Below are 22,254 nucleotides of genomic sequence, written 5' to 3'. Positions count from 1 at the left end.
CCCGGCTCAGCCGGGCTGCGGCAGGCGCAGCGCGTCCAGCAGCAGGCTGAAGGCCTGCGAGCGCTGGCGCCGGCTCGGGTAGTAGATGTGGTAGCCGGGAAACGGCTCGCACCAGTCCTGCAGCACGCGCACCAGCGCGCCGCTGGCCACGTGCGGGGCGAGCATGTCCTCGGGCAGCCAGACCAGGCCGAGCCCGGCCAGCGCCGCCTCCAGCGCCGGCGGCGCCGCGTTGAACACCAGCTGCCCCTCGACCCTGACCCGGATCTCGCGGCCGTCCTTGTCGAACTCCCAGGCGTACAAGCCGCCGCGCGTGGGGAAGCGCAGGTTGATGCAGTTGTGCGCGGTCAGGTCCTGTGGCGTGGCTGGTGCCGGATACCGGGCGAAGTAGGCGGGCGATGCCGCCACCGCCATCCGCAACTCCGGCCCGATCGGCATCGCGATCATGTCCTTGGCCACCGACTCGCCGAGGCGGATGCCCGCATCGAAGCGCTCGGCGGCGATGTCGGTGAAACCGTAATCGATGACCACCTCGACATGGATGTCGGGGTAGTGCGGCAGCAGCCGGGCCAGGGCCGGGCGCAGCAGCGTGTTGGTGGCGTGCTCGGTGGCGGTGATGCGCAGGTTGCCGGCCGGTTTGTCGCGCATGTCGCCGAGCGCGGCCAGCTCGGCCTCGATCTCGTCCAGGCGCGGCGCCACGGTCTGCAGCAGGCGCTCGCCGACTTCGGTGACCGAGACGCTGCGCGTGGTCCTGGTCAGCAGGCGCACGCCGAGCCGCGCCTCGAGCGCGCGCATGGCGTGGCTGAGCGCGGACTGCGAGGTGCCGAGTCTGGCGGCGGCCCGGGTGAAGCTGCGCTCGCGCGCGATCGCGACGAAGGCGACCAGATCGTCGAAGTCCTTGCGGGGCACGGGTGACGCTCGATCATGAATGCGGGCGAAGGGTAGCACCGGCATCCGCATGCCGCGCCCCGCCCGGTCGCGGGCGGGAGCGACGCTGGCCAGCGTGGTGCGTGCCGATTGCGGTGATTGATGAGCATGCCGCATGGGGCCATGCAGCGTGGCGGTCTACCGGCGTCGGCGTGGTCGGCCCAGACTGGTTGCCGCGCCGTCCCGCGTGCGGATGACGGCCCCGCCCGTTCCTGCCCGGAGGAAACCCACGATGAGCCATATCGCCGCGACCGCGCTGGCCCTGTCCCTGGCAGCCAGCGCGTCGTCCGATCCACCGGTGCGCGTCACCGCTGCCGGCAGCCAGCCGTCGGTGGCCGGCGCGGCCGCCCACTTCAGCGGTCGCGTCCGTATCGATGCCCCGTTCGGCGGACCGGCCCCGGCGCGTGCGGGCGGGGCCCTGGTGACCTTCGAGCCGGGTGCGCGTACCGCATGGCATACGCATCCGCTCGGGCAGACCCTGATCGTCACGTCCGGCCGGGGCTGGGTGCAGCAGTGGGGCAGCGATGCGCAGGAGATCCGCGCTGGCGACACGGTCTGGATTCCGCCCGGCGTCAAGCATTGGCACGGGGCCTCCAGCGTCACCGCGATGGCGCACATCGCGATCGCCGAGAGCGTGGATGGCAGCCCGGTCGCATGGCTGGAGCAGGTGGACGACAGCCAGTACAGCGGCCGCTGAGCGTGGTGGGGTGGTGCGGTCGCGCGCCGGCAGACAGGGGTTCGCAGGCGCACCGCCCGACCGCTCTGCCGGCTCAGGCGTCGACCAGGCCACGATGCCGTGCGATCTCCAGTTGTGCCGGCGTATCCAGGTCCAGCCATAGCGCGGGCGCATGCAGCAGATGCAGCGAGGCGCGCGGCAGCGCGCGCAGACGCGGTCCGAAGCCGCGGTCCTGACCGGCGTCCTCCAGGTGCGTGAACCAGTGTCCGGGGACCACGGCCGGAATGCCGGGTGCGGCGTCTTCGGCCAGGGTCGCCGCGCAGCCGGACGCTGCGGCGGCTGCGCCGTCGAGCAGGTGCTGCAGATGCGCGCGTTCCAGCGCCGGCTGGTCGCAGCCCAGCACCAGCACCCGTCCGAACGTGTCGACCCCGGACGCCGCCGCCCGCACGCTGGCCTGCATGCCGCGTGCCCAGTCGCTGTTGTGCACGGGCCGGCAGTCCAGTCCCTCCAGCGCGGCGTGCATCCGCTCCGCCTGCGCCCCCAGCACCACGAGCAGCCGGGCCGGTGCGGTCCCCGCTGCCAGACGCACGCAGCGACGCAGCAGCGGTTCGCCGCCGCGGGTCAGCAACTGCTTGGGGACGCCGAGGCGACGGCTGCCGCCGGCCGCCAGCACCACCACCGCATGCGCATCGTCGCCCACGGTGTGCGGCTCAGGCATCGGCGCCGTGGCGCCAGGCCTGCAGCTGGGCGGCGATGCTCAGTGCGATGGCCTGCGGGCCACGGCCGCCGAGGTCGGCGCCGACCGGTGCATGCAGCCGATGCCGCAGGGCGTTGCGCCGGGGCTCGGACAACAGCCGGAACAGGTCGTCGCGGCGGCGCGGCGGGCCGAGCAGCCCGATGAAGGGCACGGCTGCGTCGGCCAGCAGTTCGAGCGCGTCGCGATCGCGTTCGAAGCTGTGGTGCATCACCAGCGCGACGTCCGGCACCGGCAGCGATGCGAGCGCGTCGGCCAAGCCGCTGCCGAGCCCGGCGTCGCCGCATCCCTCGCCGTGCATGGCCAGCCAGCGCGCACGCGGCTCATGCAGGCGCACGCGCCAGCCGAGGTCGCGCAGCAGCGGCAGCAGCGTGGTCGCCTCCGGGCCGGCCCCCAGCACCCAGGCGTCAGGCGCCCGCGGCAGCCGCACCCGCCATGTGCCCGCCGCCGCGGTCCAGTCCGGTACCGCGGCCGGCAGCTGCCAGTGCGCGCTCGCGGCGCCGGCGGCAAGCTGCAGGTTCCCGTCGGCCGACACCGCCAGCCGCAGCGTGCACTGGCCGTCCAGCCATGCCGAGAGGACCGCCCCGCAGCCGGGCAGGGCCGCCAGCGGCAGCAGCGCGATCCGCTGCATTCCGCGGCAGCCGGTGGCGGCACCGCCGAACAGGGCATCGTCGTCGCGGCTGTCGATCTCGAGCCAGTCGATGCACCCGCCGGCGGCGGCGCGGGCGGCGCGCCGTTCGATCTCCGGCTCCAGGCAGCCGCCGCTGAGCCAGCCGACGTGCGCGCCCGCGGAGAACAGGGCGAAGGTGCCGGCGCGCACGTAGGTCGAGCCTTCGGTCTCCAGTACGACCGCCAGCGTCGCCGGCACCGCGGCAGCGCAGGCGGCCAGTGCCGCCTGAAGCACCTGGCGTGGATTGCCTTCGCAGACCGGTAGCGGCCCTGCGCGCCCGGTCGACACGCCCGGCGGACGGGCCGGGGCCGGCAGGCGCGGCGCGTGCGCGAGCGCGCTCATGGCGACCGGGCCTCACCGATGCGCGCCGGTGGTAGTGCCGGGGCGGCGCTGGCAGGTTCCGGGCAGGGCCCGGTGATCGTGCACGCGCGCGGCGCGGTGGATATGGCGGGGGCCGGATTCATGCCAGTGCCATCACGTCAGCGCCGGCAGGCCGGGCAGCAGCTTGTCCAGGGTCAGCGGGTACTCGCGCACGCGCACGCCGGTGGCGTTGTGGACCGCGTTGGCGATCGCCGCGCCGACCCCGCACAGGCCGAGCTCGCCGATGCCCTTGGCCTTCATCGGCGACGAGGTCGCGTCGGCCTCGTCCAGGAACACCACCTCGGTGTGCGGCACGTCGGCATGCACGGCGACCTCGTAGCCGGCCAGGTCGTGGTTGACGAAGAAGCCGAAGCGCTTGTCCACCGCCAGTTCTTCCGACAGCGCACCGCCGATGCCCATCGCCATCGCGCCGATCACCTGGCTGCGCGCCTGCTTGGGATTGAGGATGCGTCCGGCCGCGCAGACCGACAGCATCCGCCGGACCCGGGTCTCGCCGGTGTAGCGGTCGACGCCGACCTCGCAGAAATGCGCGGCGAACGTGGACTGGTGGTAGCGCTTGGACAGGTCGCCGAACTCGATCGCGTCCTCGGCCACCAGCTCGCCGTCGCGGGCAGCGTCCGCCAGGGCCATGCTGCGTCCACCGGCTCGCACCCGGCCGTCGGCGAACTGCGCGCCATCGCCTGGTACACCGAGCTTTGCGAGCACCATCCCGCGCAGCTTCATCGCCGCCGCGTACACGCCGGAGGTCGCGCTGTTGGCGCCCCACTGGCCGCCGGAGCCGGCCGAGACCGGGAAGTCCGAATCGCCCAGCCGTACCTGCACCCGCTCGATCGGCACGCCCATGACCTCGGCCGCGGTCTGGCCGATGATCGTGTAGCTGCCGGTGCCGATGTCGGTCATGTCGGTTTCAACCACGACCATGCCGTCCGGCCGCAGCCGCAGCCGCGCGGCCGACTTCATCACCGGGCTGCCGCGGAATCCGGCGGCGACGCCCAGGCCCACCAGCCAGCGTCCGTCGCGGCGGGTGGCGGGGGTGGGATCGCGCCTGTCCCAGCCGAAGCGCCGCGCGCCCTCGCGCAGGCACTGCACCAGCTGCCGTTGCGAGAACGGCTTGTCCGGATTGCCGGGTTCGGTCCGGGTGTCGTTGACGATGCGGAACTCGACCGGATCCATGTCGAGCTTGTGGGCGATCTCGTCGATCGCGATCTCCAGCGCCATCATGCCCGGCGCCTCGCCGGGCGCGCGCATCGCGTTGCCCTCGGGCAGGTCGAGCGTTGCCAGGCGCAGCCCGGCCAGACGGTGTTCGCCGGCGTAGAGCAGCGGCGTCTGCTGGGTGGCGACCTCGGGGCTGCCGCCGGGTAGATCGCCCGACCAGCTCTCGTGACCGATCGCGGTGATCCGCCCGTCGCGCGCCGCCCCGATGCGGATCCGCTGGATCGTGGCGGGGCGGTGCGTGGTGTTGTTGGCGATGAAGGGGCGGGGCAGGGCCAGCTTCACCGGCCGGCCGGCCTCGCGCGCCGCCAGCGCCGCCAGCAGCGCATCGGCGCGCAGGAACAGCTTGCCGCCGAAGCCGCCGCCGATGTAGGGCGACACCAGCCGCACCTTGTCCTTGGCGATGCCCAGCGTCTTGGCCAGATCGCCGCGGCTCCAGTCGATCATCTGGTTGGAGGTCCAGACCGTCAGCCGGTCGCCTTCCCACATCGCCAGCGTCGCGTGCGGTTCCATCATCGCGTGCGACTGGTCGGGCGTGTGGTAGGTGGCGTCCAGACCGACCTCGGCGGCGGCGAAGGCGCGTTCGAAATCGCCGACGCGCGCGTCCGGATCGACCTTCTGCATGTTGCGGTTGCGCTGCTTTTCCGCCGCCAGGTCGAAGGCGCCCTCGGCGCGCTGGTAACGGATGCGGACCAGGCCGGCGGCGGCGCGCGCCTGCTCGAAGGTCTCGGCCACCACCACGGCCACGGCCTGGTGGTAATGCTGGATCTCCGGCCCGCCGAGCAGGCGCGCGGTGTTGAAGCGGCCCTTGTCGAGCTTGCCGGCGTTCTGCGCGGTGACGATCGCCAGCACGCCCGGCGCGCGCCGGGCCTCGTCCAGGCGCATGTCGACGATGCGGCCCTTGGCGATGCCGGCACCGATGATCCAGGCGTGTGCCGCGTCGGGCGCGACGTCGTGCCACTCGGCGGCGTAGGTGGCGCGGCCGGTGGTCTTGGCCGGGCCGTCGATGCGGTCCAGCGGCTTGCCGACCACCTTGAGCTGGTCGATCGGGTTCTGTGTGGCGGGCGTGTCGAATTTCATCGGGTCATCCCTTCGCTTCGGCCAGGACGGCATGCAGGGTGCGTTCGGCCAGCTGCAGCTTGAAGGCGTTCTGCGGGGTCGGGTCGGCCCCCGCGAACAGGCGCGCGGCGACCGCGCGCGCGCCCTGTGGCAGCTGCGCGTCGGCCTCGTTCGACCGCCAGGGTGTGTGCGCGACGCCGCCGACCGCGACCCGGCCGCTGCCGTCGCGCTGCACCACCGCGGCCACCGACACCAGCGCGAACGCATACGAGGCGCGGTCGCGCACCTTGCGGTAGACGTGGGTGCCGCCGACCGGCGCGGGCAGGGTCACCGAGGTGATCAGCTCGCCCCTGTTCAACACGGTCTCCAGATGCGGGGTGGTGCCCGGCGCACGATAGAACCCCTCCAGCGGCAGATGCCGCACGCTGCCGTCCGGCGCCACCGTGTCGACCGTGGCATCCAGCGCCCGCATGGCCACCGCCATATCGCTGGGATGGGTGGCGATGCAGGACGCGCTGCCGCCGATCACCGCCAGCTGCCGGCTGACGCCTTCCAGCGCGGCGCAGCCGCTGCCCGGCAGGCGCTTGTTGCAGGGCTGGGCGGTGTCGTAGAAGTAGGGGCAGCGCGTGCGCTGCAGCAGGTTGCCGGCCGTGGTGGCCTTGTTGCGCAGCTGGCCGGATGCGCCGGCCAGCAGGGCTCGCGACAGCAGCGGGTACTCGCGGCGCACGCGGGTATCGGCGGCGAGGTCGGTGTTGCGCACCAGCGCACCGATCCGCATCCCGCCGTCGTCGGTCTTCTCGATCCGGTCCAGGGCCAGCGCATTGACGTCGATCAGATGCGCCGGCGTCTCGATTTCCAGCTTCATCAGGTCCAGCAGGTTGGTGCCGCCGGCGATGAACTTCGCGCCGGGCGTACGCGCGGCCGCGGCGGCGGCTTCGGCGGGCGATGCGGCGCGCTCGTAGCTGAAGGCCCTCATGTGCGGCTCCCTGCGACCTCGGCGATCGCGTCGACGATGTTGGAGTAGGCGCCGCAGCGACAGATGTTTCCGCTCATGCGCTCGCGGATCTCGTCCGGACTCACCCGGACGCGCGCGGTGAGGCTCTCGCTGGCCAGGCTGGGGATGCCTTGGCCGATCTCGTCCAGCACCGCCACCGCCGAGCAGATCTGGCCGGGCGTGCAGTAGCCACACTGGTAGCCGTCGTGCTTCACGAACGCGGCCTGCATCGGATGCAGCGCCTCGGGAGTGCCCAGTCCTTCGATGGTGGTGATGCGGTCGCCGTCGTGCATCACCGCCAGGGTCAGGCAGGCATTGATCCGGCGGCCATCGACGATCACCGTGCAGGCGCCGCACTGGCCGTGGTCGCAGCCCTTCTTGGTGCCGGTCAGGTGCAGGTGCTCGCGCAGCGCGTCGAGCAGGGTGGTGCGGGTATCGACGTTCAGCGTGCGTGGCGTGCCGTTGACCTCGAGGGACACCTCGGCCATCACGGGGGCGGCGGCGGTCGCCGCGGAGGCGTCGGCCTGGGCGACCAGCGGCAGCGACAACAGCGAGGCCGATCCGACGCCGGCCTTGATCAGGTCGCGTCGGGACAGGGTGAGGGCGGGATCGCGGTCCACGGTCTGGCTCCTTGGGCTGGCGGGACGGGGCCCGGCTGGCTGGCGTGCGCGTCGCACTATCGCGTGCATGCCATGGGGGACGCGTGACGGACGCGCCAGGGGTCCCGATCCTACCCAGCGGGCGTCGCGGGAAAGAGGGCGCTGCCCAGATCGGTCCTATCGATCGGATTCATCAATCCGGCGATGGCCGTCGACCGCGGGCCCGGCGCGGCGCAGGCACGGAAGCCGCATGGATCGCCCGGATTGATGAGCGCGGTGCAACAGTCCAAGCGGCCAGCACGTCTTAATGCGGCGCGACGCAGCGCCTACCATGGCGTCCGCGCTTTACCGACCAAGGACCTTTCGATGCTGACCCTCGGCTACGCCGCCCATTCCCACGACACGCCGCTGGCCCCGTACACGTTCGAGCGCCGCGCCCCGCGCGCCAACGACGTGGTGATGGAGATCCTCTACTGCGGCGTCTGCCACTCGGACCTGCACACCGCCCGCAACGATTGGGGCTGGAGCTATTACCCGATCGTGCCGGGCCACGAAATCGTCGGCCGGGTCACCGAGGTCGGTGCGGACGTCGTCCGCTACCAGGTCGGCGACCACGTCGCGGTCGGCTGCATGGTCGACAGCTGCCAGCACTGCGACCAGTGCGGGAAGGGCGAGGAGCAGCTGTGCCGCGAGGGCATGACCGGCACCTACGCCGGCCGCGACCGCATCACCGGCGAGAACACGCAGGGCGGCTATTCGAAGCATCTGGTCGTGCGCGAGGAGTTCTGCCTGCGCATGCCCGACGGCCTGGACCTGGCCCGCGCCGCGCCGCTGCTGTGTGCCGGCATCACCACCTGGTCGCCGCTGAAGACCTGGAACGTGGGTCCGGGCAGCCGGGTCGGCGTGATCGGCCTGGGCGGGCTGGGCCACATGGCGGTCAAGCTGGCGGTCGGCCTGGGCGCCGAGGTCACCGTGCTCAGCCGCACCCCCGACAAGCAGGCCGATGCGCTGGCCCTGGGCGCCAGCCGCCTGCTGGTGTCGTCGGACCCGGAGGCGATGGCACAGGCCGCCAACGGCTTCGACCTGATCATCGACACCGTGCCGGTCAAGCACGCGCTCGATCCGTACCTGCCGCTGCTGGACGTGGACGGCACCCTGGTGATCGTCGGCCAGGTCGGCCCGATGGACGAGATCAATTCGGTACCGCTGCTGCTGGGCCGCCGCCGCGTCGCCGGCTCGCCGATCGGCGGCATCCGCGAGACCCAGGAGATGCTCGACTTCTGTGCGGAGAAGAACATCCTGCCGGACTGCGAGATGATCCGCATGGACGAGATCAACGCCGCCTACGCGCGGATGGAGCGCTCCGACGTGCGCTACCGCTTCGTCATCGACATGGCGTCGCTGCAGGGCTGATCGTTGCCCCCCGCCACGGCCGCAACGGCCGTGGCGTTCGTCAGGGTGAGGCTGGCGCGCCGGTCCCTTCCGGACGGATCACCGATCTCGGCCGGCGACGGTGCGGTCGCCAGCGTGCAGGCCATGCACGAGGTCATCCCGTGGCGTCATGCGCTCGCATCACATGTGCCGCTTCGCCCGCGCCCCACGTTGGTGTCGCTGTGGAGATCGCCCGGTTCGAAGCCACGCTTCCGGCGCTCGCAGCATTCATGGCCTCGTCGCCGACCGTGATGCCATATCGGAGCGCGGCGTGCGCGGCGGGCTCCCTCGACTCCCGACCGGCTGCACGTCGGAGCAGCACGCAAACGCATGCAGAAACGGCGCGAATCTTGACGCCTGGTTGACGTTTTTCCTTCGCACAATCTGCGCGCATTTTCGGGGCTCGACCGCGACCGGATCCGGCCGATGCGCAGGTGCGTCATCCGCCCGTCCATTGGCCATCGTCGAGCGCGCACGCCAGCAGGTTGCCGTACGCGCGTACGCCTGAGGCGTCTTGCTGGACGCCGTGCATGGCGACGGTGTGGAGTGCGGCTTGCGACGATGCCGGCGGCCGCGGTCACGGCCTGTGCCTCGACATGCGCTGACGATCGAATCGGTCGGCTGCATGGCAGCCGCATTGCGAGAAGACGATGGACGCACGCACGGAGGCGCCGGCACGGGCGCAGATGGTCGATCTGGATCAGGAAGCCATGCACTGGCGCGAGGCATGGCGCACGCTGCCGCGTGCCAGCGCGATGCGCAGCTTCAAGCGCTACTGGCCGGTGATCCGCGAGGGCTATGACGTTTACCTGCGCCACCCGCACGCCGCCCCGTCGGACAACCTGCAGCGCTACCTGCTCCGCGACGCGGTGATCGCCAGTCCGCTGACAGAGCGCGAAGCGGGCATGGTGTTCGCGCAGGTCTGGATGCGCATTACCTCCTGACAGCGCCGTGCCGACGCATTCGACGCTGTCGCGACGACCGCATGTCTCCTCTTCGCGTGCGCATCCTCGGCAGTCCCGCAACGTGCGGCACCGCATGCATGCCGGCTTGATGGAAAAGGCTGCGCGGTGATGCAGGAGCTGCAGGCTCCGGCGAAGCGCATGCTGCACAGCGCGAAGGAAATCAGGGGCGTGGCGCTGGCACGCTCGTTGCGTTGTCTGCAGTGGGCGCAGCATCGCGTCCGTACAGGAGACAGGCAATGGCCAACCAGAACCAGAACCAGAATCAAGGACAGGGACAGGGAGGCGGCGGCCAGGGTGGTGGCGGTCAGGGCGGCGGTCAGGGCGGACAAGGCGGTCAGGGAGGCCGTGGTTTCGCCGGCATGGACGAGGATCGGCAGCGCGAGATCGCCAGCGAAGGTGGTCGGGCCGCTCACCAGAGCGGCAACGCACACGAGTTCGACTCGGAAGAAGCCCGCGAAGCCGGCAGGAAAGGCGGGCAGGCCAGTGGTGGCGGCAATCGCGGCAGCGGCGGTGAAGAAGAGTGAGTTGCCGCGGGCTGCCCGGCCCGCGTCGCCCACATGCCGGCGACAGCGTGGGCGGGCCTGATCGATGATGGTCCGCATGCGCTGCCGTGACGTCCGGACGCATCGGCCATGAAGCGATCGCTTCGTGGTCGATGCCTTCGATCGAGGCAACCGGGCCCCGGCCCACGCGGGTGCATGCGCTCGATGGCATGGCGGACTCCGTCGTCGCGGTGGCATGTCACCGCGGGACTGCCGTGGCGTGAGTCGCCGATGTCCGTGCAGGAACACCCCTGGTTTCGCCGGCACCGAAGGCCACGGCGGCGCAGAGTGCAGCTTCTTCCTGCCAGTGGAGCGCGTCATGAAGCACCCGCCTCTCGATCGCCAGGTCGTGGTCGTCACAGGCGCTTCCAGCGGCATCGGCCTGTCCACCGCGCTGCTGGCCGCCGAACGCGGCGCACGCGTGGTCCTGCTGGCACGCAGCATCGGCGTCCTCGACGAGGTCGCCGCCACGATCGGCGAGGATGGCGGAGAGGCCATGGCCTGCGGCGTGGACGTGGCGAACCGGTCGGACGTGGATGCGGCGCTGGCGCGCATCATGGAGCGTTTCGGCCGCATCGATACCTGGATCAACAACGCCGGTGTCTCGATCTATGGCCGCCTCGACCAGGTCAGCGACGAAGACAGCCGCCGCCTGTTCGACGTCAACTTCTGGGGCGTGGTGCACGGCTCGCTGGCTGCGCTGCCGTTCCTGCGCCAACAGGCCGGCGCACTGATCAACCTGGGCAGCGAGGTGTCCGATGCGGTACTGCCGCTGCAGGGCATGTACTCGGCCTCCAAGCACGCGGTAAAAGGCTTCATCGATGCGCTCCGGATCGAGGAGGCGCATGTGGCCGACAGCCGCGTGTCGGTGGTCCTGGTGCAGCCCACCGCGGTCGACACGCCGTATCCCCGGCACGCCTGCAACTATCTGGATGGCGAACCGAAGCTGCCGGCGCCACTGATCGCGCCCGAACGTGTCGCCGGCGCGATCCTGCATGCGGCCGAACATGGCGGGCGCGACGTCACCGTCGGTGCCATGTCCATGCTCAACACCACACTGAGTCGCTGGGTCCCGCGACTGGCCGATCGCATGGCCGCACTGCAGCTCGACCGGCAGCAAGCCGAGGGGCCGGTGCGCGAGCGCGGCGGCGCGCTGCATCGGCCCAGTCATGGCGGGCGCATCCATGGCGACGGACCGCGTTGACGCGATCCCGGAATCATCAGGATGGCAGCAGCGCGCTGGCGCGCGTCCACATCAAGGCAACACGGCCGGCGGCAGACTGCAGCTTCGACGAGGCCAGACAGGGAGACTTCCATGTCCCGCAACGAAGATCCGACCCGCAACACGCCCGACCAGGAGCGCCAGGAACAACAGTTCCGCGACAAGCAGCGCCAGCAACCCAACGACCCGCGCGAACAGCGCGAGGGCGATCCGGAGCAGCGTCAGGTCCACTGATCGCACCGGACCGGCATCGCGGGTCGGGCGGCCGCGTGAGGAGGAACGCGTCATGACGGCGACGCCGATGGCGTGCATGCGATGAATGTCGACGCATCCCCACCCGACAGCGCGCCCAGCGGCGGGCGCATGGGCGAGCGTTTCCGGGCGCATCGCTGGAACGCAGGTCCGTCAGGTCCGCCGCCAGGGTGGTGTCCCGAACTGGGTTGGGCCGCGTCGTACGTGCTGGAGAGCGCGCTGCCGTCGCTGCTGATGTTCGGGCCGCAGCTGCTGATCGTGCCCAACGATGCGTTGCTCCCCCTGCTCGCCGATGACGCCGATGTCATGGGCACACCGCTGGCGCGGCTGTGGGCGCTGCCGTGGACGTCGCTGGACGACATGGTCGCGCGGATGACGCGGGGCGAATCGCTTTCGGTCAGATGGCATGCGCCTGCCGCGCCGGGCGACGAGGCCGCCGACACGCTGATCGACCTGTCCTGCAGCCCGGTTCGCATGGCGGCCGGCCCGATCGTCGGCTTCATCGGCACGGTGCTGGACCTCAGCGAGCAGGTGCGGGCGCGGCATGCGCTGGAGGACACCGAACGCAACCTGCGCGCGCTCGCCAGCCAGGCGGAGGTCGGCATCCTCACCGTGGACACCGCCGGATGCGTGCTGTGGGCCAACGCCGGCCTGGCGCGCAGCGCGGGCGCCTCCTGGGGCGACCTGGTCGGGCAGCCGCTCCGGGACATCATCCACCCCGCGGACTGGCCGCAGTACGCACGCCGGTTCGCGCACCTGCTGCAGACCGGCAGTGGTTTCGCGAGCGAATTGCGGACCGGCGTCGAGGCGTTCCCGCGCTGGCATCGGCTGGTCGTCCACGCGCGGCGCACGCCCGGGCTGGGCATCGTCGGCGCATCGGTAGCCGTCATCGACATCACCGAACGCAGATGGGCCGAGTCGACGCTGCGACTGGACGAAGAGCGTCAGGCCTACCTGCACCTCAGTGATGCGTTGCGGCCACTGCATGCACCTGAGCGGATCCGCGCCAGCGCGATGCAGGCTCTGGCCGGGCACCTGGGACTGGATGCCGATGGGGCGGTGTTCGACGACGCCATGCGCGGCGATGCTGCACGGCATGCCGATGTCGATGCCGGCGATACCGGCGATGCGACGTCGCCCGCGCCGCCCGGGCGACGGCTGGCGATCCCGCTGACCATGCACGACCATGTGGTCGCGGTGGTGAGGCTGGAGGCCGACGTGCCGCGCGAGTGGTCCGAGGCCGAGCGTTCGCTGGCGCTGGAAACGGCCGAACGCACCTGGCTGGCACTGGAGCGGGCCGGCGCCGATGCCGCCCTGCGCGAGCGCACCGAATGGCTGGCCGGGCAGCGCGATGCGTTCCAGGCTGCGTTGAACGGGGCCAGCCTGGAGGAGTCGCTCGGCATCCTGGTGCGGACCGTGCTCGAGCACCAGGACGACGGCGTGCGCTGCGCGTTCTACATGGCCGACCCCGCCGGCAGCGCGCTGCGGCATCTGGTGGGCATGCCCGAACGGTATGCGCTGTGCGTCGACGGGCTGCGCATCGGCCCCGATTCGTTTGCCTGCGGGCTCGCGGTCCATCTGGGCGAGGCGGTGATCACGCCCGATGTCGCGCTCGAGCCACGCTGGCAGCCCTGGATGTGGATGGCGCACGAGCATGGCTTCCAGGGAGTCTGGTCGTTTCCGGTGAAGACCTTCGGCGGGCGTGTCGGCGCGACGTTCGCGATGTACTTCCGGCAACCGCGGACGCCGGTGCCGCGCGACCACGAACTGGCCGCGGTGATGACGCGCTCGGCGGGCATCATCATCGCGCGCGCGCAGGAGGCGGAGGAACGTGCGCGCGCCGAGCACGCGCTGCGCGAGAGCGAGGAGCGGCTGCGTCGCTTCGGCGAGGCGTCGCAGGACGTGCTGTGGATCCGCGACGCAGACACCCTGCAGTGGAGCTACCTGACCCAGGCGTTCGAACCGGTCTACGGGCTGCCGCGCGCGCACGCGCTCGCCGGTGCCGATACCTACGCCGCGTGGCTGGACCTGGTCCTGCCGATCGACCGGCAACGCGTGGCCGCCAACATCGAGCGCGTGCGCCGGGGCGAGCAGGTGACATTCGAGTACCGCGTGCGCCGGCCGATCGATGGCGCGATCCGCTGGCTGCGCAACACCGACTTCCCGATCCTGGATGCGTCAGGTAGGGTCGCGCTGGTCGGCGGCATCAGCCACGACGCCACCGATCTGCACGATGCCGAGCGCCGGTTCCGGCTGCTGGTGGAGGGCATGCCGCAGCTGGTCTGGCGGGCGGTCACCGCCGGGGTCTGGGCCTGGGCCAGCCCGCAGTGGACCGATTACACCGGCCAGGACGAGGCCGCCAGCCATGGCTGGGGCTGGCTCGATGCGCTGCATCCGGACGACCGCGAGCTGGCCCGCACGGCCTGGCAGGAGGCGCCGGCGCGTGGTGGATTCGATGTCGAGTATCGGGTCTTCTGCCGGGCCGACCGCAGCCATCGCTGGTTCCAGACCCGGGCCACGCCGGTGCGAGACGATGCCGGCGACATCGTCGAGTGGCTGGGCACGTCCACCGACATCCACGAGCTGCGCAACCTGCAGGAGCACCAAGGCGTGCTGCTGGCCGAGCTGCAGCACCGCACCCGCAACCTCATCGGTGTGGTCCGGTCGATCGGTGACAGGACGCTGCGTTCGACCGGCAGCCTGGCCGAGTTCCAGGAGCGCTTCAGTGACCGGCTGGACGCGCTGGCACGCGTGCAGGGGCTGCTGTCGCGCCTGGGCGACCACGACCGGGTCACCTTCGACGAGCTGGTCGGCGCCGAGTTCGCCGCCATCGAGGGCAGCGGCAACGTGGTGTTCGACGGTCCCGGCGGCGTGCGCCTGCGCTCGTCGACGGTGCAGACGCTGGCGATGGCCCTGCACGAGCTGGCGACCAACGCGATCAAGTACGGCGCGCTGGGACAGCCGTCCGGTCGGCTCGACATCGGCTGGCGGCTCGAGTCGAAAGGGGGCGGCGCACCGCCGTGGCTGCACATCGACTGGCGCGAATCGGGCGTGCGGATGCCGGACCCGGATGCGCTGCCGCAGGGCACCGGCCAGGGCCGGGAGCTGATCGAGCGGGCGCTGCCCTACCAGCTGGGTGCGCAAACCACCTACGTGCTCGGACCGAACGGCGTGCACTGTACGATCTCGATCCCGGTTTCGCGGAGCACACGCGGGGAGATGGACCATGAGTGAAGACGCCGCCCTGCGCGGCCGCCATGTCCTGGTGGTCGAGGACGAATACATGATCGCCGAGGAGCTCGGTGCCTGCCTGCGCGAAGCCGGTGCCAGCGTGGTCGGGCCGGTGGGCACGCTGGAGGCGGCGATGTCGCTCGCGGCCAGCCACCCGGTCGATGTCGCGGTGCTGGACATGAACCTGGCCGGCGTCTCGGTGATTCCGCTCGCGGCGGCGCTGGAGGCGCGCGGGGTCCCGTTCGTGTTCTCGACCGGCTACGACGCCTCGGCGATTCCCATCGGTTTCAGGGACGTGCCGCGTTGCGAGAAGCCGATCAGTTTCCGGGCGCTGAAGCGTGCGCTGGCGCGGCTGCTGGCCGCCTCGCCGCGATGACCGCTGCGGACGCGCGTCAGTTGGGGACCACCAGCTCGCCGAGCTTCCGCAGCAGGCTGCCGCGCTCGAACGGTTTGAAGCAGCGGGGCAGGCCGCGCAGCCGCTGCGACATCGACAGATCGTCGTAGCCTGTCATCAGCAGCACCGGGCTGCCCATCGCCCGCAGCCGGTCGGCCACCGGTTCGGAGGTCTGCCGGTCGAGCATGACGTCCAGGATCGCCACATCCACCCGGCCGGCCTGGTCGAGCGAGGCCAGCGCGGCCTCCACGCTGGGGCAGGGGCCCACCACCTCGGCGCCCGCATCGGCGATGCAGTCGGCCAGCGCCTCGGCCAGCAGGAAATGATCTTCCACGATCAGGACACGCTTGCCTGCCAGCGGTGTCGTCATGTCGCCTCCGTGGACACTGGGTCGAACGTCGCAATCTAATGAAGGATCCGTTAATGGCAGGCGAAATCGCGGCGCGCTGCTGGCTGTGGACCTGACCCAGCAGGGTCCACGGACGACGATGGAGCCGTCTCAGCCCGGGAACAGGCCGCTGCAGCGGACCGTGCGCGTCGTCGCGCCGCCCAGCGCGCCCCGTACCAGCGACAGCGCCGCGGTGGTGCCTGCATCGGTGCGTGATGCCACACAGTCGGCCGGCACCCAGAGCCCGAACTCGCGCATGTTCGCGTCCTGCGCGGTGGCCAGCACGCAGGAATCGGCCGCGATCCCGGTGACCGCCAGCTGCCGGGTGCCGAGCTTGGCCAGCAGGACCGGGAGCGCGGTGCACAGGAAGCCGGAGTGCTTGGGCTTGAGGATGTGGTAGTGCGACCGCTTCGGCGCCAGCGCGGCCGCGATCCTTGCGGGCACGCCTCCGGCGCGCGCGCAGCGCGCCACCAGGTCGGCGAAATCGCCCTGCCACTGCGAGAAGTTGTCGTTGACGTAGACCACCGGCGCGCCGGCCGCGTCGTAGCGCTCGCGCAGGGCCTGTATGGGCTCGATGATCGGAGCGGTGCGGCGCGCGAGCCGGCCGCCGTCGGCGTAGTCGAACAGATTGATCATGTCGACGATCAACAGGGCCTGGGCGTGGCGGGTCATGGCGGCTCGCTCGGGGCGGTGGCGGGGCGCGCATCGGCTGGCAGGGGGCCGTGCCGGAAGCACGGAGCGCAGGCTACGTCGGCGCCGATCCACGCGGTGTCGACCAGGCGCCGTTATCTGCCCGGCACCTGGATGCGTGCACCAAGGGGCCCGGCGCGTCACCCGCCGAGCAGCCAGGTGCGGATCAGCAGCGCCACCACCCCGACCGTGCCCACGCCGGCCAGCCACAGCGCGACCAGCCACAGCAGCCTGCGCCAGAACGGACCGGCTGCGCGTGTCTCGTCAACGCGCATCAGTGGTACCCCTCGTGCGCGACCTTGCCGCGGAACACCCAGTACGACCAGCCGGTGTAGGCCAGGATGACCGGCACCAGCACGACCGCGCCGACCAGCATGAAGCCCTGGCTGCGTTCCGGTGCGGCCGCATCCCAGATCGTCAGCGCCTCGGGCACCACGTACGGGAACACCGATACCGCCAGGCCGATGAAGGTCAGCAGGAACAGCGCCAGCGCCAGCAGGAACGGCCAGCCCTCGCGGCGCCGGCGCAGGCAGCGGAAGAACGCCCAGGCGATCAGTAGCGTCAGCAGCGGCACCTGTGCGGTCACCAGCACCGCCGGGTAGGTGAGCCAGCGCTGGTGGTAGTCGTAATCCAGTCCCAGCGTGGCCAGGCTGACCGCGACGATGCCGAGCAGCAGCAAGGCACCGGCCCCGCGCGCCAGCCGGAAGGCGTGCTGCTGGGTGATGCCGTCGGTCTTCCAGATCAGCCAGCACGCGCCGAGCGTCGCACTGGGCGCGCATGCGCGGCTGCGGCGTGACCGTGGCGTTACATCAGTGCGCGGCCCGTGCCACGCCCGCTGGGCAGCGCGTGCGATGCACCGTGGTCGGCGTTCGTGAGACACCAGGCGCGGCGCGCTCAGCTTGCTAAACCGCGTAAATCAGGTTTCACGCGCAAACAGCGTTCGTTGCTAACGGGACGGCGTGCACTGTCGATCCACCAGCGGCACCTGCGTCGCTGGATCCAGGAGATCACGGACATGGCCAACCAGAACGAAAACCAGAGCCCCACCCAGAACAATCAGAACGAGCGCGACAACGAGAACCAGAACAGCCGTAAGCAGAACCAGCAGAACCAGCAGGACCAGGAGCAGAGGAACCCCCAGAACGAACAGAAGGAACAGGATCGCCAGCAGCGCTGAGTGGTCTGCATGCATTGGACAGGGGCCTCGGCGAGGCCCCTTTTCATTGGAATCGACGCGGGACGTGTCGCCCGGCGATCACCCGCATCGCCATGCCACCCCGTCCACGCTGCAGACCCGAGCCGGCGGATGGCGCTGCGACGCTCAACCATGCCGACACGGCATCGGCGTCGACCCGATCGAACCACATCCACACGGCGACTGTTTCCACAGACCGCTGGAGTGGCCGGCGTGCTGAGGTCGCGCCGACCGGCCCCGCTGGAACGCATGCCGGCCAGATGCGTCCCGCTGCCGCCGCGCGTTGCGGTCGCGAACGAATGCTGAACTGCCCCGACCGACCCGCGTGCATCGCAACGCACGGGCGTTTTTCAACGCACGGATCACCGGCGCGGACGTACTACTGGTGAAGGTGCGGAAACGCGTCGTCGACGCGCCGCCCGTCCCGTTCAACCCCATTCTTGGAAGCAGGAGAACACCGTGGCAATCAAGACCATCGAAGACCTGTTCGTGCACGAGCTGTCCGACATCTACAGCGCCGAGAAGCAGCTGACCAAGGCGTTGCCGCGGCTGGCCCGCGCCGCGGCCAATCCGATGCTGTCGGAGGCGTTCACCGCCCACCTCGAGGAAACCAACGGCCAGATCGAGCGGATCGACCAGATCGTCGAGGTGCTGGGCATCAAGCTCAAGCGCATCAAGTGCGCGGCGATGGAAGGCCTGGTCGAGGAGGGCAAGGAAATCATCGACTCCATCGCCGAGGGTCCGCTGCGCGACGCTGCGCTGATCGGCGGCGCGCAGAAGGTCGAGCATTACGAGATCGCCGCGTACGGCACGCTCGCTGCCCTGGCCAAGCAGCTGAACTACACCGACGCGCTGCCGCTGATCCTGGAAACGCTGGAAGAGGAGAAGGCCACCGACGGCAAGCTGACCCAGCTGGCCGAGCAGGGCGGCAACGAAGAAGCGGCCGCACAGGCCGCCTGATCGCGCCGATGCGGCGATGGCCGGCCACGGCGCCGTGGCCGGCCATCCCCACGCGTCAGGACGTCATTTCGTGCCGCCGCGGCCGCCCGGATTGGGCGGCCGCTCGTAGTCGTCCGGATGCACGTCGGAATCATCGTCCGGCATGTCCTTTTCCTTCCAGTGCGCCTTGTCGTTGCGCAGCTTGTCTGGCGTGTGCGCCTTGGACTGGTCGTCCACGTCGGCGGTCGGGTTGAAGGGCAATGTGCCGCGTCCCATGGTCGTCTCCTCGTCAGCGGCCGGCATCCGGATCCTTGCCATGGGATCCTGCCTGGCCGAAGTTGGGTTGGGTGCTGCCGTCGCGCTCGGGCACGCCGTCGGGCTCACCCAGGCCGGCTTTCCCGCCCTTGCCGTGTCCATGCTGGTTGTAGCCGGTGTTCTGGGCATCGGTGCGACCGGCAGCGCCGGCCTCATCATCGTCCGGGGCGCGTGCCGGCACGAACGGTGAGATGGGGTCGCTGGCCGGGAAGGTTTCCTCCAGCGCTTCGTCGTGGTTGCGTGCCAGCCGGTCGGCACTGGCGGGAGGGGCGTCCCTGCGGCGTTCGTCCCGGTGTCGAGGGTTGATCGGGGGATCCTTGCGGTCCTGTTCCATGTCCGGCGTCTCCATCTGTGGGGAGTTCCGACAATGGGGCGCGCCGCGTCAGCCGGGCATCAATAAACGCGCCGCGGCTGTCGTGCCCGACGCCGGATGCGGCCCACCCTTCGATTCCATTCATCCGCCACGCGAGCGTGGACATGTCGCGTCGTTTCGTCCGCCCGGATGCGTCCCGGTGGCGCGTGCCTCCATCCGGTGCAACAGTCCCTCGCCGAGCCAATCGCCCAGCAGCCGGCGGTACCGCTCCTGCTGCAGCGGATCGCTCAGCGCATGGTCCGCCTCGGGCAGCTCGCGGATGACCAGCGATGCGGCGCGGGGAAACGCCAGCTGATAGCTGTCGGCCACGCAGCGCGGCAGCACCCCGTCGCGCCCCGACCAGACCAGCAGCACGTCGCCCTCGAAACGGGCGCAGGCGTGGAGTGCGCGGTCGGTGGTGGCGACCGGGCCGCGTTCGCGATAGGCGGTCAACGCGTCGCGGTCGAAGGCGTCCTTCGGGATGTCCCACCAGGCATCCGGGTACAGGGCCGGCACACGCAGCGCCAGCCAGCGCACCGGACGCATGCCGGACAACACCGCCGCCAGCCATCCGCCGACGCTGGTCCCGATCACGGCCAGCGCGTCCGACTCCACCCCGGCCGCGGCCAACAGCAGGTCATGAGCCTCGACGGTGTCGTCGAGCATCTGGCGTAGCGTCACCTCCGGGCGCTGGGCGCGGCTGCGGCCGTGCCCGCGCAGATCGGGCGCCACGCACCTGAAACCACGCGCGGCGGCCTCGCACATGGGGCCGTGCATGTCGCTGCGCGCGCCGTCCCAGCCATGCAGGAACAGCGCGCCCGGGCGCGGCGGTTGCAGCATGTCGGCCTGCAACGCAGTGTCGCCGATGCTGCAGGTCGAGAAGTGAGGGGGCAGGTGATCGTCCATGCTGGAGGGATCCCATGCAGCCCTGCATGCCGGCGTGAACGCACGCGCGTCGCGGATGCCGTCATGCGTGCGGAATCGCGCCCGCATATCGCGATGGCTTCACCTGGCGGTGCAGATGCTCGGCCCGGGTTCTGGTGGAGCGGAAGACAGATGGAGATCGGGCGGGGATGCAGGGAGGTGCGGTACGCCGGGCGGATCCGGCCATCGATGGCGCGCGCGGCCGGCGTGGCTGCGTGCATGACGTCGCCAACGCGGCTGTCGCGTGCCGGTGCACTGACGGGCGCTGTCCTCTTCGATGGTGGTGTCGGGGCGGGCTTGGCTTCACTGTCTTCGTCGCCGGCCAACGCGGCAGACGCGCGCGCCCGCATGTCCGGTCGGTTGGCGTCGCTCGCGCGGATGGGACGGTCGAACCGTGCCGGAGCCGGCCATGCCTCCTGAGGTACTGGGCTGGGCCGCCTCGGCCATCCTGCTGGCGACGCTGATCCGCCAGATCGCGACCCAGGCGAAGGATGCGACGGCAAAGGGCGTCTCGCGCTGGCTGTTCATCGGCCAGATCGCGGCATCGACGGGTTTCGTGGCCTACAGCGCGCTCGTCGGCGACTGGGTGTTCATCGTGACCAACAGCTGCATCCTGGTCACGGCCATCGTCGGCCAGGTGGTGACCGCACGGCACCGGCGTCGTGCGTCGAAACGCGGACCCCGGTAATGCGAAGACCCCTCCGCGGAGGGGTCTTGTCCGGTGTCCGATGGGTGGTCAGATGTAGCAGTAGCCGGACTCGTTGCAGGTATACAGGTAAAACCATTCGTTTGCGGAGCAGCCGTAGGCGATGTAGCCGTACATGCCCGTGCTGATCTGCAGGTAATCGCCCTCGACACACGGCCCGGGCGGCGAGGCCGAGGCGGCGCCAGCGGGAAGCATCAGCAGCGATCCCAGCGCCAGCGCGACGCCAAGCAGGGTTCCCTTCATCATTGTCTCTCCTGAAGTGGATGGCGGGCGCACCTGGACGTCATGTCCGCGGCGCCCGCGGTCGATCATGCTGCCGTCCGGCGCCGGTCTGCATCGGACATCTGCCGGCGGGGCGGTAGGTGGTTTCCTACATCGCCTGATGACGTGATGCGGTGCGCGGTCTTGCGTGACGCGCCGGTGCCGACCGCATACGCACCGTGACGCGGCGGAACGCATGCGGTACCGGCCGCCACCTCATCATCCGACGCAGAGCACGACCGCGGAGGCGGATCCGTGGCGCGTGGGGTGGTTGTGTGCGCGGCGTCATGCATCGCGCAGGCCCGTGCGCCCGGCACAGGCGTCGCCTGCGGCGTTCACGCATCGCGCACGCCGTCGTTGGCGACACTGCGCGGGTTTGATCCATCACAGGAGAGCGTGTCATGAGGCAGGGCAAGCAGACGTCGGGGCTGGTGCTGATCGTCGAGGACAACCGGGCGATCGCCGAAGGGCTGGGCGCGTATCTGGAAAGCCGCGGGTTCGAGGTCGACTATGCCGGCGACGGGCTCGAAGGCTACCGCCTGGCGACCGAGTCGGGATACGACGCCATCGTGCTCGACGGCATGCTGCCGCGGCAGGACGGGTTCGAAGTCTGCCGCCGGTTGCGGACCGACGCGCGCAATTCCACCCCGGTGATCCTGCTGACCGCCCGCGACACGCTGGACGACAAGCTCGCCGGCCTGGAAGCCGGCGCCGACGACTACCTGACCAAGCCGTTCGCCCCACAGGAGCTGGAAGCCCGCCTGCGCGCCCTGATCCGCCGCGAGCGGCGCGAGGTCGGTGCGGAGATCCTGCAGATCGCCGACCTGGCCTTCGACCCGGCCAGCCTGCGCGTGACCCGCGGCGGCAAGGAAGTGCAGCCGTCGCCGATCGGCATGAAGCTGCTGCACATCCTGATGCGCGAGTCGCCGCGGGTGGTCAGCCGGCAGGAGATCGAGCGCGAGATCTGGGGCAACAGCCTGCCGGACTCGGACACCCTGCGCAGCCACCTGTACAACCTGCGCAAGACCATCGACCGCGACTTCGACCAGCCGCTGCTGCACACCGTGCAGGCCGCGGGCTATCGCATCGCCGACATGAGCGCCCCGCTGAGCCTGGAGCAGGGCGGCGGTTCCAGCGCGTCGACGCGCGACAGCGAGGCTCTGGCACCGGCCTGAGTG

Annotated in this window: 26 protein-coding genes; 12 read left to right on the top strand and 14 right to left on the bottom strand. The window is 70.8% G+C overall.

Features of this window, described 5'->3' with window-relative positions; translation table 11 throughout:
- Positions 1-6 precede the first annotated feature (6 nt).
- Positions 7-906, bottom strand: coding sequence for a LysR family transcriptional regulator (locus IB242_RS07080; RefSeq protein WP_192277393.1), 900 nt, complete (start codon positions 904-906; stop codon positions 7-9).
- Positions 907-1,156: 250 nt separating this feature from the next.
- Between IB242_RS07080 and IB242_RS07075 the strand changes: the two genes are divergently transcribed.
- Positions 1,157-1,621, top strand: a complete 465-nt coding sequence (locus IB242_RS07075) for a cupin domain-containing protein (RefSeq protein WP_192277391.1) — start codon at positions 1,157-1,159, stop codon at positions 1,619-1,621.
- A 73-nt stretch (positions 1,622-1,694) separates the two neighbouring features.
- Here the strand turns inward: IB242_RS07075 and IB242_RS07070 are convergent, their stop codons facing one another.
- From IB242_RS07070 to paoA, 5 genes are all read right to left on the bottom strand, one after another.
- Complete coding sequence (locus IB242_RS07070) at positions 1,695-2,318, bottom strand: nucleotidyltransferase family protein (protein ID WP_192277389.1); 624 nt, start codon at positions 2,316-2,318, stop codon at positions 1,695-1,697.
- Positions 2,311-3,366: an XdhC/CoxI family protein gene (locus IB242_RS07065; RefSeq protein ID WP_192277387.1), complete on the bottom strand. Its 1,056-nt coding sequence runs from the start codon at positions 3,364-3,366 to the stop codon at positions 2,311-2,313. The genes IB242_RS07070 and IB242_RS07065 overlap by 8 nt, the downstream gene beginning before the upstream one ends.
- A gap of 132 nt (positions 3,367-3,498) precedes the next feature.
- Entirely contained in the window at positions 3,499-5,697 is a 2,199-nt protein-coding gene (gene paoC / locus IB242_RS07060) for an aldehyde oxidoreductase molybdenum-binding subunit PaoC (protein ID WP_192277385.1), read from the bottom strand.
- Between the two features lie 4 nt (positions 5,698-5,701).
- Positions 5,702-6,652 carry a xanthine dehydrogenase family protein subunit M gene (locus IB242_RS07055; RefSeq protein WP_192277383.1) on the bottom strand — a complete coding sequence of 317 codons (951 nt, stop codon included), beginning with the start codon at positions 6,650-6,652 and terminating at the stop codon, positions 5,702-5,704.
- The gene (gene paoA / locus IB242_RS07050) at positions 6,649-7,290 is read right to left on the bottom strand and encodes an aldehyde dehydrogenase iron-sulfur subunit PaoA (protein ID WP_192277381.1); all 642 of its coding nucleotides are present in this window, start codon (positions 7,288-7,290) and stop codon (positions 6,649-6,651) included. The genes IB242_RS07055 and paoA overlap by 4 nt, the downstream gene beginning before the upstream one ends.
- A gap of 345 nt (positions 7,291-7,635) precedes the next feature.
- Between paoA and IB242_RS07045 the strand changes: the two genes are divergently transcribed.
- The 7 genes from IB242_RS07045 (at position 7,636) to IB242_RS07015 (ending at position 15,288) form a co-directional block, all read left to right on the top strand.
- Positions 7,636-8,682 (top strand): NAD(P)-dependent alcohol dehydrogenase, encoded by a 1,047-nt coding sequence (locus IB242_RS07045; protein ID WP_192277379.1) that lies wholly within the window; start codon positions 7,636-7,638, stop codon positions 8,680-8,682.
- Positions 8,683-9,350: 668 nt separating this feature from the next.
- On the top strand, positions 9,351-9,644 hold the full coding sequence (locus IB242_RS07040; protein ID WP_225540064.1) for a hypothetical protein: 294 nt from the start codon (positions 9,351-9,353) through the stop codon (positions 9,642-9,644).
- Positions 9,645-10,024: 380 nt separating this feature from the next.
- The gene (locus IB242_RS20405; protein ID WP_225540291.1) at positions 10,025-10,189 is read left to right on the top strand and encodes a KGG domain-containing protein; all 165 of its coding nucleotides are present in this window, start codon (positions 10,025-10,027) and stop codon (positions 10,187-10,189) included.
- Between the two features lie 337 nt (positions 10,190-10,526).
- Complete coding sequence (locus IB242_RS07030) at positions 10,527-11,411, top strand: SDR family oxidoreductase (protein WP_192277375.1); 885 nt, start codon at positions 10,527-10,529, stop codon at positions 11,409-11,411.
- 111 nt (positions 11,412-11,522) lie between these two features.
- Positions 11,523-11,663, top strand: a complete 141-nt coding sequence (locus IB242_RS07025; protein WP_192277373.1) for a hypothetical protein — start codon at positions 11,523-11,525, stop codon at positions 11,661-11,663.
- An 81-nt stretch (positions 11,664-11,744) separates the two neighbouring features.
- Entirely contained in the window at positions 11,745-14,915 is a 3,171-nt protein-coding gene (locus tag IB242_RS07020; protein WP_192277371.1) for a PAS domain-containing protein, read from the top strand.
- Positions 14,908-15,288: a response regulator gene (locus tag IB242_RS07015; RefSeq protein ID WP_192277362.1), complete on the top strand. Its 381-nt coding sequence runs from the start codon at positions 14,908-14,910 to the stop codon at positions 15,286-15,288. Before IB242_RS07020 ends, IB242_RS07015 begins: the two co-directional genes overlap by 8 nt.
- Before the next feature lie 16 nt (positions 15,289-15,304).
- Here the strand turns inward: IB242_RS07015 and IB242_RS07010 are convergent, their stop codons facing one another.
- The 4 genes from IB242_RS07010 to IB242_RS06995 all read right to left on the bottom strand — a co-directional run bounded on the left by IB242_RS07010 (position 15,305) and on the right by IB242_RS06995 (position 17,264).
- Positions 15,305-15,676, bottom strand: coding sequence for a response regulator (locus IB242_RS07010; RefSeq protein ID WP_192277360.1), 372 nt, complete (start codon positions 15,674-15,676; stop codon positions 15,305-15,307).
- A 129-nt stretch (positions 15,677-15,805) separates the two neighbouring features.
- Positions 15,806-16,366 (bottom strand): isochorismatase family cysteine hydrolase, encoded by a 561-nt coding sequence (locus IB242_RS07005; protein ID WP_192277358.1) that lies wholly within the window; start codon positions 16,364-16,366, stop codon positions 15,806-15,808.
- 158 nt (positions 16,367-16,524) lie between these two features.
- Complete coding sequence (locus IB242_RS07000; RefSeq protein WP_192277356.1) at positions 16,525-16,659, bottom strand: DUF2474 family protein; 135 nt, start codon at positions 16,657-16,659, stop codon at positions 16,525-16,527.
- Entirely contained in the window at positions 16,659-17,264 is a 606-nt protein-coding gene (locus IB242_RS06995) for a cytochrome d ubiquinol oxidase subunit II (protein ID WP_343237093.1), read from the bottom strand. Before IB242_RS06995 ends, IB242_RS07000 begins: the two co-directional genes overlap by 1 nt.
- Before the next feature lie 135 nt (positions 17,265-17,399).
- Between IB242_RS06995 and IB242_RS06990 the strand changes: the two genes are divergently transcribed.
- Both IB242_RS06990 and IB242_RS06985 read left to right on the top strand, forming a co-directional pair.
- Positions 17,400-17,561 (top strand): hypothetical protein, encoded by a 162-nt coding sequence (locus IB242_RS06990; RefSeq protein WP_192277354.1) that lies wholly within the window; start codon positions 17,400-17,402, stop codon positions 17,559-17,561.
- Between the two features lie 477 nt (positions 17,562-18,038).
- Entirely contained in the window at positions 18,039-18,539 is a 501-nt protein-coding gene (locus IB242_RS06985; RefSeq protein ID WP_192277353.1) for a DUF892 family protein, read from the top strand.
- A gap of 63 nt (positions 18,540-18,602) precedes the next feature.
- Here IB242_RS06985 and IB242_RS06980 read toward each other — a convergent pair whose 3' ends face one another.
- From IB242_RS06980 to IB242_RS06970, 3 genes are all read right to left on the bottom strand, one after another.
- Positions 18,603-18,794 carry a hypothetical protein gene (locus IB242_RS06980; RefSeq protein ID WP_192277352.1) on the bottom strand — a complete coding sequence of 64 codons (192 nt, stop codon included), beginning with the start codon at positions 18,792-18,794 and terminating at the stop codon, positions 18,603-18,605.
- Between the two features lie 13 nt (positions 18,795-18,807).
- Positions 18,808-19,167, bottom strand: a complete 360-nt coding sequence (locus IB242_RS06975) for a hypothetical protein (protein ID WP_192277812.1) — start codon at positions 19,165-19,167, stop codon at positions 18,808-18,810.
- Positions 19,168-19,287: 120 nt separating this feature from the next.
- Positions 19,288-20,091 carry an alpha/beta fold hydrolase gene (locus IB242_RS06970; protein WP_192277351.1) on the bottom strand — a complete coding sequence of 268 codons (804 nt, stop codon included), beginning with the start codon at positions 20,089-20,091 and terminating at the stop codon, positions 19,288-19,290.
- Positions 20,092-20,518: 427 nt separating this feature from the next.
- Between IB242_RS06970 and IB242_RS06965 the strand changes: the two genes are divergently transcribed.
- Positions 20,519-20,797 carry a hypothetical protein gene (locus IB242_RS06965; protein ID WP_192277788.1) on the top strand — a complete coding sequence of 93 codons (279 nt, stop codon included), beginning with the start codon at positions 20,519-20,521 and terminating at the stop codon, positions 20,795-20,797.
- A gap of 48 nt (positions 20,798-20,845) precedes the next feature.
- On the opposite strand, the gene IB242_RS06960 is transcribed toward IB242_RS06965, so the two are convergent.
- On the bottom strand, positions 20,846-21,058 hold the full coding sequence (locus tag IB242_RS06960; RefSeq protein WP_192277350.1) for a hypothetical protein: 213 nt from the start codon (positions 21,056-21,058) through the stop codon (positions 20,846-20,848).
- A 419-nt stretch (positions 21,059-21,477) separates the two neighbouring features.
- Here IB242_RS06960 and IB242_RS06955 point away from each other — a divergent pair, with 419 nt between their 5' ends.
- On the top strand, positions 21,478-22,251 hold the full coding sequence (locus IB242_RS06955) for a response regulator transcription factor (protein WP_192277349.1): 774 nt from the start codon (positions 21,478-21,480) through the stop codon (positions 22,249-22,251).
- Positions 22,252-22,254: the final 3 nt, after the last annotated feature.

Origin of the sequence: Xanthomonas sp. XNM01, from assembly GCF_014851915.1 — a bacterium.
GTDB lineage: Bacteria > Pseudomonadota > Gammaproteobacteria > Xanthomonadales > Xanthomonadaceae > Pseudoxanthomonas.
Note: the sequence above shows the minus strand (reverse complement) of the source record. Positions and strands in the feature narration are given on the sequence as shown.

Excerpts from the sequence above, each read along its gene's own strand:
- paoC (WP_192277385.1), bottom strand. The coding sequence starts at position 5,697 with ATGAAATTCGACACGCCCGCCACACAGAACCCGATCGACCAGCTCAAG.
- IB242_RS07030 (WP_192277375.1), top strand. The coding sequence starts at position 10,527 with ATGAAGCACCCGCCTCTCGATCGCCAGGTCGTGGTCGTCACAGGCGCT.
- IB242_RS07005 (WP_192277358.1), bottom strand. The coding sequence starts at position 16,366 with ATGACCCGCCACGCCCAGGCCCTGTTGATCGTCGACATGATCAATCTG.
- IB242_RS06990 (WP_192277354.1), top strand. The coding sequence starts at position 17,400 with ATGGCCAACCAGAACGAAAACCAGAGCCCCACCCAGAACAATCAGAAC.
- IB242_RS07075 (WP_192277391.1), top strand. The coding sequence starts at position 1,157 with ATGAGCCATATCGCCGCGACCGCGCTGGCCCTGTCCCTGGCAGCCAGC.
- IB242_RS20405 (WP_225540291.1), top strand. The coding sequence starts at position 10,025 with ATGGACGAGGATCGGCAGCGCGAGATCGCCAGCGAAGGTGGTCGGGCC.
- IB242_RS07065 (WP_192277387.1), bottom strand. The coding sequence starts at position 3,366 with ATGAGCGCGCTCGCGCACGCGCCGCGCCTGCCGGCCCCGGCCCGTCCG.
- IB242_RS07025 (WP_192277373.1), top strand. The coding sequence starts at position 11,523 with ATGTCCCGCAACGAAGATCCGACCCGCAACACGCCCGACCAGGAGCGC.
- IB242_RS07010 (WP_192277360.1), bottom strand. The coding sequence starts at position 15,676 with ATGACGACACCGCTGGCAGGCAAGCGTGTCCTGATCGTGGAAGATCAT.
- IB242_RS06975 (WP_192277812.1), bottom strand. The coding sequence starts at position 19,167 with ATGGAACAGGACCGCAAGGATCCCCCGATCAACCCTCGACACCGGGAC.
- IB242_RS07045 (WP_192277379.1), top strand. The coding sequence starts at position 7,636 with ATGCTGACCCTCGGCTACGCCGCCCATTCCCACGACACGCCGCTGGCC.
- IB242_RS07055 (WP_192277383.1), bottom strand. The coding sequence starts at position 6,652 with ATGAGGGCCTTCAGCTACGAGCGCGCCGCATCGCCCGCCGAAGCCGCC.
- IB242_RS06955 (WP_192277349.1), top strand. The coding sequence starts at position 21,478 with ATGAGGCAGGGCAAGCAGACGTCGGGGCTGGTGCTGATCGTCGAGGAC.
- IB242_RS06970 (WP_192277351.1), bottom strand. The coding sequence starts at position 20,091 with ATGGACGATCACCTGCCCCCTCACTTCTCGACCTGCAGCATCGGCGAC.
- IB242_RS06965 (WP_192277788.1), top strand. The coding sequence starts at position 20,519 with ATGCCTCCTGAGGTACTGGGCTGGGCCGCCTCGGCCATCCTGCTGGCG.
- IB242_RS07040 (WP_225540064.1), top strand. The coding sequence starts at position 9,351 with ATGGACGCACGCACGGAGGCGCCGGCACGGGCGCAGATGGTCGATCTG.
- IB242_RS07000 (WP_192277356.1), bottom strand. The coding sequence starts at position 16,659 with ATGCGCGTTGACGAGACACGCGCAGCCGGTCCGTTCTGGCGCAGGCTG.
- IB242_RS07070 (WP_192277389.1), bottom strand. The coding sequence starts at position 2,318 with ATGCCTGAGCCGCACACCGTGGGCGACGATGCGCATGCGGTGGTGGTG.
- IB242_RS06980 (WP_192277352.1), bottom strand. The coding sequence starts at position 18,794 with ATGGGACGCGGCACATTGCCCTTCAACCCGACCGCCGACGTGGACGAC.
- IB242_RS06960 (WP_192277350.1), bottom strand. The coding sequence starts at position 21,058 with ATGAAGGGAACCCTGCTTGGCGTCGCGCTGGCGCTGGGATCGCTGCTG.
- IB242_RS07015 (WP_192277362.1), top strand. The coding sequence starts at position 14,908 with ATGAGTGAAGACGCCGCCCTGCGCGGCCGCCATGTCCTGGTGGTCGAG.
- IB242_RS07020 (WP_192277371.1), top strand. The coding sequence starts at position 11,745 with ATGAATGTCGACGCATCCCCACCCGACAGCGCGCCCAGCGGCGGGCGC.